The sequence below is a fragment of the Boseongicola sp. genome (assembly GCF_057460485.1).
Genome location: NZ_JBVCWP010000210.1, coordinates 1 through 6,706 on the forward strand (window position 1 = coordinate 1; position 6,706 = coordinate 6,706).

7 protein-coding genes are annotated in these 6,706 nt (G+C 56.0%); 3 read left to right on the forward strand and 4 right to left on the reverse strand.

The genetic code is table 11. The features are described 5' to 3' along the window. Window positions 1-386: hypothetical protein (locus AC221Y_RS17990; RefSeq protein WP_486707929.1), on the reverse strand; the 386-nt coding region annotated here is incomplete at its 3' end. A gap of 131 nt (window positions 387-517) precedes the next feature. Between AC221Y_RS17990 and AC221Y_RS17995 the strand changes: the two genes are divergently transcribed. Both AC221Y_RS17995 and AC221Y_RS18000 read left to right on the forward strand, forming a co-directional pair. Continuing rightward, window positions 518-1,300 (forward strand): substrate-binding periplasmic protein, encoded by a 783-nt coding sequence (locus AC221Y_RS17995; RefSeq protein ID WP_486707930.1) that lies wholly within the window; start codon window positions 518-520, stop codon window positions 1,298-1,300. A gap of 30 nt (window positions 1,301-1,330) precedes the next feature. Then, the gene (locus tag AC221Y_RS18000; protein WP_486707931.1) at window positions 1,331-3,523 is read left to right on the forward strand and encodes a SulP family inorganic anion transporter; all 2,193 of its coding nucleotides are present in this window, start codon (window positions 1,331-1,333) and stop codon (window positions 3,521-3,523) included. 352 nt (window positions 3,524-3,875) lie between these two features. Here AC221Y_RS18000 and AC221Y_RS18005 read toward each other — a convergent pair whose 3' ends face one another. Next, window positions 3,876-4,493, reverse strand: a complete 618-nt coding sequence (locus AC221Y_RS18005) for a hypothetical protein (RefSeq protein WP_486707932.1) — start codon at window positions 4,491-4,493, stop codon at window positions 3,876-3,878. Window positions 4,494-5,015: 522 nt separating this feature from the next. On the opposite strand from AC221Y_RS18005, the gene AC221Y_RS18010 reads away from it, so the two are divergent. Beyond that, on the forward strand, window positions 5,016-5,444 hold the full coding sequence (locus AC221Y_RS18010; RefSeq protein ID WP_486707933.1) for a YqaA family protein: 429 nt from the start codon (window positions 5,016-5,018) through the stop codon (window positions 5,442-5,444). Window positions 5,445-5,563: 119 nt separating this feature from the next. Here the strand turns inward: AC221Y_RS18010 and AC221Y_RS18015 are convergent, their stop codons facing one another. Together AC221Y_RS18015 and AC221Y_RS18020 are read right to left on the reverse strand one after the other, a co-directional pair. After that, complete coding sequence (locus AC221Y_RS18015; RefSeq protein ID WP_486707934.1) at window positions 5,564-6,088, reverse strand: c-type cytochrome; 525 nt, start codon at window positions 6,086-6,088, stop codon at window positions 5,564-5,566. Window positions 6,089-6,550: 462 nt separating this feature from the next. Further along, window positions 6,551-6,694, reverse strand: a complete 144-nt coding sequence (locus tag AC221Y_RS18020; protein WP_486707935.1) for an FCD domain-containing protein — start codon at window positions 6,692-6,694, stop codon at window positions 6,551-6,553. Window positions 6,695-6,706 lie beyond the last annotated feature (12 nt).

Sequence of the window (6,706 nt, forward strand, 5' to 3'; positions counted from 1 at the left end):
CCCGCGTCGAAGACAATATTCCTGCTAAGCGAAATGAGGTCGTCAGGTGACTCGTCGTCGGGAACCGCGCCAGCCTCGCCAATCACATCACCGTCTTCACCGGTAACCCTCGCAGACAAGATCTCGCGGTTGGTTACAGCGGCCTCGAGGCTCAGTCGGATCTGCTCGTCATCGAGGTTCCACAACGGGTTGGCCAGGACTGCTGCCTGTGTCCGCACCATTGCATTGAGGTTCTGCTCCATACGGGCGACCGCACTCCTGTGCGCCATCAACTCGATCAAGGTGAAAACACCAATTACCGAGATGAAGATCAGTGGAATTGTGACTCGCAGGAACTCTCCGCGCAGGGATTGGCGCCGAGCTGTCTTTACACTGTCTTTTTTCATCCCGCGATTGTTCCAGAATTCCGCAGTCGTTTCGATGCTTTAACCGCCACTGTAGACCACCAGTGCAATTTTGAGTAGCCTGAAGCTCGTACTCTGCAATTCAAGCGAATACGATGAGGAGAAGTATTTCGATGAGACATATTTCAGGAATATCTTTAACGGTTCTCGTCTTTTCTGTTTTCTCAGCGGTCAATGCCATTGCCGACGGTGCGCTGCGCTTTGTTACGCTGGAATTCGCGCCCTTTATCTACGGGGAAAATCAACAGGTTGCCGGACCGGGGCGAGATGTCATTGCAGCGGTCTGTGAGCAGTCAAAGGTCGATTGCAGTTTCGATATTTACCCTTGGCGACGTGCGCAGGCGTTGATCAAGGACGGGAGAGCAGACGGCATGATGGTTATCGGCCGCAATCCAGCCCGGGAGGAGTGGCTTCGTTTTTCGCCGCCGATGTTCCGCACCGAGTATGGGTTCTTTGTAAGATCCGACAATCCAATGGAATTCAATGATTTGCAGCAACTTGCAGGATTTCGTGTCGGCGTCTTCGCGCCGTCGAACACTGCCACGCAACTGGAAGGCGTGCGCGCCAGAATGATCGAAAATGGAATTCCGCCAATCGTAGTAGATGGCCATCCTGATGACGCCGCCGGTTTGCGCAAATTGGCTTCGGGACGTCTTGACGCCGTCTACTCAAACCGGGACCGTGGCCGAGGCATACTTGCTGAAGAGGCCTTGACGGGAGATGTTCGCTATGCCGGCGCACATCAGAAGATCCAGTACTATGCAGGCATAAACAAAGATTTTCCCAACCAGGATGTTGTTGATGAATTTTTTCGGAATTGGCGGGATCTCTTCCTTTCGGGTAAGGCGCAGCGGATCATAGAAGGCTATGGCCTGGAACCGGCCCAGCCCGAATAACAAGTCTACCCAAGCAGGAAGGGCCGGATTTTGGCAACAGAAGCTGTAAAGAACAAGCCTGGCGATGCGCGCCCCGGCAGACAGATCTTGGCCGGCGCGGTAGTGGGTTTCGATACGGTCGGATATTGCGTCGCACTCGCTTCGGTCGCTTTCGCCGGCCCACTGTCCTTCGCGATCGGGCTCGGTACGTTCATTTTCATGGTCAGCACGGTTGTCATCTCACTTGCGCTTACGTGGCGAAGCGCTCTTCCCGGGGCTATCGGGTTGGCCCAGGATGCGGGCATTGCCGTTCTGGCACCCGGTATGATCCTTGCCGCAACGTTGGTTCAGGGTTCTCCCGAGGAGAAACTCGCGACCGCGTTGGCAATTTTGGGATTGTCGACCCTGATTACAGGCATTGCACTTCTCATGATGGGTACGTTTCGGCTTGGTCGGGTGGCGCGGGTTGTACCGTTTCCCGTGGCGGCGGGGTTTCCCGCCAGTTCGGGCTGGCTTCTGGTTCTGGCCGGATTTTCGCTGGTGACAGGGTCATCCGGTCTTACCGGCCTTGCGCAAGACATTGCGATGCAAAATATCCCGTGGAACCTGATTTTCGCCGCGATGCTCGTCGTTAGTTTCTTTGTAAGTCACCGATTTGTGCCTGGCGCGGTGGCTGTTGCGGTCCCGCTCGTAATCGCGACAATTGTTTTCTATGTCGTGCTGACTGCCTTGGGGTATTCAATTGCCGACGCGCGCGCACTCGGACTGCTCACGACGGCTTCGGAAAACGCGGTCGCTCTGCCCGACTTGAGCTTTCTGGCCTATATCCATTGGCCAATAGTTTTGGGAACCAGCACTACGATAGCAGCGGTAATTCTCATTAATATTATCGGTTTCGTTCTGAATACGGGTGCTATTGAACTTTCTGTTGGCTCCGACGTGGACATGGACCGGGAAGCAAGGTTGACGGGTGCCACAAACATTGCCATCGGCGCTTTCGGCGGCGGTGCCGGTTACATCGGACTGGGACACACCGCCCTTGCCCATATGCTCGGCGGCAACGGCCGGATTACAGGCCTTTCGATGGCCCTGATTACTTTGATTGGATCCGTGTTCGCGACGACTATCGTCACCCACGTTCCGGTCTTCGCGGCGGGAAGCATCGTGCTTTTCATGGGTCTGTCGATGCTGGACCGCTGGGTTGTCCAAACCTGGTCCAGACTGCCGCGGCGCGACTGGGTAATCATTGCGATAATTCTTCTGACGACGATGTCTGTGGGAGTCATTGCGGCGATCGCCGTCGGAACCGCTATCGCATTGCTGATCTTTGTCATGACCTACGCGCGGATGCCCGTCGTGCGGTTCCAGACCTCCGGGGCAGCGCGGCGCAGCACGGTTGACAGAGCAGCAGAAAAGGAGGCCGTCCTCGCGAAAGAGGGTGAGCGCATCCATATTCTTTCATTGCAGGGATACCTTTTCTTTGGGTCTGTCGAGCAGTTGTTGCAGGAAATTCGCAACCGTATCGCACGATCTCCTGCGTTGCACACGCTTGTTGTCGATTTCACCCATATGAGGGGCATGGATTCTGCCGCCTGCGCGGCGATTGCCAAATTCGGCCATCTTGCTCAGCGGAACGAATTCAACGTCAGCTTCGCTGCGGTGCCGAAGGATGTTCGGGACTTGATGGAACTTTGGGGGATCTCTTTTTCAGGCGACTCACCGTTCCGCGAAGAAAACAATCTGGACCAGGCTATAGAAGCCGCCGAGGATCGTCTGCTGGCGAGATTCGGGCAGGATGTGGAAGCGGGCGATGTCTCGAATCTCTTTGACAGGCTGACACGTTTTCACCCGAGGGGCGCAGAGCTCTTCGCGTTGATGGAGCCGGTTGAAATGTCGAAAGGCGATGTCCTCATCACGTCGGGCAGCACAAGTGGCGACATTTATTTTCTGGAAAAAGGTCGTGTCTCAGTATGGGTTCAGCATGCCGATGGCGGACGCATGCGCGTCAGGTCGATGCGTCCGGGCGCAGTGGTTGGCGAGGCCGCCCGTTATCTGGGACGGACGAGAACCGCTGACGTCATTGTGGACGCGCCGTCACTGATCTACACGTTGCCGGATGCGGTGATCGACCGGATGGAGCGTGACGAGAGCGGACTTGCCGCGGTGCTCCATTCATTTCTGGCAAAAAACCTCTCGGAAAAGCTCAGTCGGAACAACTACCTGCTTTCGGAAATGCAAAAGTAGCAGGAGCAAGGGCGTTGTCAGAAGCGACCTGGTTTAACGGGCAGGGCGGTCAAACAGCGTCGCGGGGCATTGTCAGACAAAGCCGGTCGCTCTGAGAGCATCAGGATGCTGAATCAGGACGTCGTCGACCTGTGTGGGTGGGCCGTGCGCGGTGCCTCGGTCATCGTTTTGCCAGTCGTGGCAGCAAAAAGGGTCAGCAAAACCGGGGCGGCGCAGCGGAATTACAATAAAACACATTTGGGCTTGAACCGAACCTTTGCAGCAACTCCAAGCCAAGGGAGGCTATGCGGACGAAGCGGGCATTAGCCCACCGGTCGTTCGAGCCTTTCGCGGAGCCGTTCGTCTGACCCAGTCAGTTCCCGGCGCGTTTCATCATCATCTCGTGGACAGCCTGCATTCCACGATCCGCCATGTCCGAAACCTCGGCCGCATGGGTCTGCAGTGCTGTGACAATGTCGGGATCGTCCGAGGTCTGGACCACCACGATACCCTCTGCCGTGATCTCAACTTCGGACCGGATATCGTCTCCACGCGCGAAAAAAATGTCCAGCGTCGGGCTTTGAATTAGTATCTTCGGGTCATCCCCGGCCTCGACACGTCCAATCATCCCGATCACATGGCTCACCATCGTCGCCATCACCTTTTCGTCCGAGGACCGCGTAACGGAGCGGATACCATTCGGCATATTCATGACCTCGCGCGTAATCGTTTCAAAGTTGCGGAACATGACAGCCAGTTCAGCGCTTTCCTCAGGGGTTGCATTCAATCCCCGCAGGCCCGGCATAGTCGTTTCGTCGTGTCCTGTACCGTCCGCGCCATGCATGTGCTCTGCACCTGCCGCGTGGCCAATTCCCTGCGCGTATGCGCTTCCCTGAAAAATGGCACCCGGCCCGCAAGCCAAGCTCATCGTCACAAAAAACGCGATCGCTGCATTGCGCCTCACACAGTTCCCTAATTCATACTTTGCCATTATTGCCTTCTGCTCGTTTACAGCGGACCGATTTGTAGCATCGCGGTCAAACATCCTGTGGTGCTGCCTCGTAGTCTTTCATATGGTGTAGATCATGTCTCTTGCATTTCACTGCCTCCTTTACGCGGACCGACCACCATGTTCGCGAAGGGTGGCGTTCTTTTTCGTATCGGCGATCCGGTTTGTTTTATTTGTCCGGCGATCGATTGTCAGTCGATATGATGCGCCATTCGGAGGCCTGCGTGACCTTGGGCCGGGACCCGGCCGCTTGTCCCTCTGTCTGTTCTTGTCAGGTGGTCCAACTTCCTCCGAAGCCGAAATTGGCAATTTGACTTGGTCACACAGGATTGACTTACCAATGCGAATACCCCCAAGAATCCCTTACGTATCAAGATCATCCTTTGTAACGGTGCAAGGTCTGGTCCGCCGGCACATTTCAGGAAAACTGGCACAGCTATTTATGATGGACGTAACTAGCAACACCTTCGGGCAGTGGCCGTTCTCCGATAGAATGCCGGCCCGATGATCGCCTACATCGGTCTCTTTACCTCGGCACTGATCGCGGCAACAATTCTGCCCATGCAGTCCGAAGCGGTTCTGGTCGGCCTTCTCAAAGCCGGTAAGAGCTCTGTTGTGGTATTGCTCATTGTTGCTACCGTCGGGAATGTGCTTGGGTCGGTGATCAACTGGTGCCTTGGGCGGTTTCTTCTGCGCTGGCGCGACCGCCGCTGGTTTCCAGCGTCAGAGCGCCAACTGGCTCGCGCCGAAGGCTGGTATCGACGCTACGGCCGCTGGTCACTGCTGGGGAGTTGGTTGCCTGTGGTAGGCGATCCCTTAACCATCATGGCCGGGATCCTACGCGAGCCGCTTGTTCCGTTTCTAATTCTTGTTACGATTGCAAAAGGCGCCCGGTATCTCGTGCTTGCGTCTATAGCGCTTGCCTGGATGTAATCAGTCTCGGATTCGCACTGGGCGCGAAGCAGTCATCGGACAGAAGCGTTCGAGGAAATCTTCCTTTTTGAAAGCAGAATGTCCGCACTGCTGACAAACCGGCGAAATAGTTGAACGGGTCAGTCTTCTTCTCGAAATTCCGCGTGGCAAGCGTTGCAGGTTGCGGCGACATGCCATGCCGCGAAGACGGGACCGCCATTTCGCATCATGCCGCCGCCTTGCATCATCGCCGGACCCATCTCGGCATCTTCCCATTTTTTCGGCAAGGTTCCGCGCGGTCGCCCGTCCGCTTGCGCCGCCAATTCTCCGGACCAACGCTCAAGCGAAAAGGCAAGATTTTCGAAAGTGTCGAAATCGCGCCAGATTTCATCCTTCGCCTCGCTCGGCGAACCGCTTGAGCCCTCGGGGAACAGCGCAATCATGTGCTGGCCCGACCCTGCTTGAATTTCCTCGGCCGCGCGTCGGACCGCCCCTGCGTCGTAGACCATCTCTCCGTGGATCATTGCGAAGACGCGCTCGATGAGTTCCTCGAAACGCTCCATTTTCTCCATTCGTTCCTTGACCACACCGGTTGCGCTGTCATGCGCGGCAACCAGTGACGCAGAGCAAACTGTTAGCACCAAAGCCAATGTCCTGATCTTCATAGCCGTTCCTCCATCTGCGAATCTGTACCATTGGAATCAGGATAAGCGGTGCGAAGCTGCATGCAACGTTGTTTTGGCCTCGGAGCAGACCTCTGGTGAGTTTGGAGCCAACCGAACGGATGGAAGGCCTGCTATGCTAACATACATGTTTGTTGGGGCTATTGGCACTTTTGGCCAATTTCTGCCACTCGATCGTAGCGCAAACAGCGGCGGGTTGGAGGGTATAAGCGGAGAGCATCAAGCTCTGTACGCGGCATGCCGGTCAAATGCTCAAAGGGATTCGAATGCAGCCGCCTCCAGCCGGACCGGTAAACGCAACCCGAAATGATTGTAACAGATCGAACCGATCCTTGCGCAAACGGAGTTTTCGACGCATGCCAACATGCGATTCCAGGTTTCATCAAGAACCAAAAGAGCCAATTTTTGTGAGCATTCCCGGAGGCCTGCCGCAGCCCGGACCCGTCACGCCTCTGAGGAGATCGATTTCAGTTTCTTAAGGAGATGGTCCTTCATCAATTCCGCGGTCTCCTTGGCGTCGCGTTTGCACAGAGCATCTGAGATGGCCTCGTGTTCCTCGACCGCGGCACGCCAGCGGGCCGGTGTCAGGTTGGCCTGATA

Coding starts and splice junctions, on each gene's coding strand:
- AC221Y_RS18005 (WP_486707932.1), bottom strand. CDS start 4,493: ATGGCAAAGTATGAATTAGGGAACTGTGTGAGGCGCAATGCAGCGATC.
- AC221Y_RS17995 (WP_486707930.1), top strand. CDS start 518: ATGAGACATATTTCAGGAATATCTTTAACGGTTCTCGTCTTTTCTGTT.
- AC221Y_RS18015 (WP_486707934.1), bottom strand. CDS start 6,088: ATGAAGATCAGGACATTGGCTTTGGTGCTAACAGTTTGCTCTGCGTCA.
- AC221Y_RS18010 (WP_486707933.1), top strand. CDS start 5,016: ATGATCGCCTACATCGGTCTCTTTACCTCGGCACTGATCGCGGCAACA.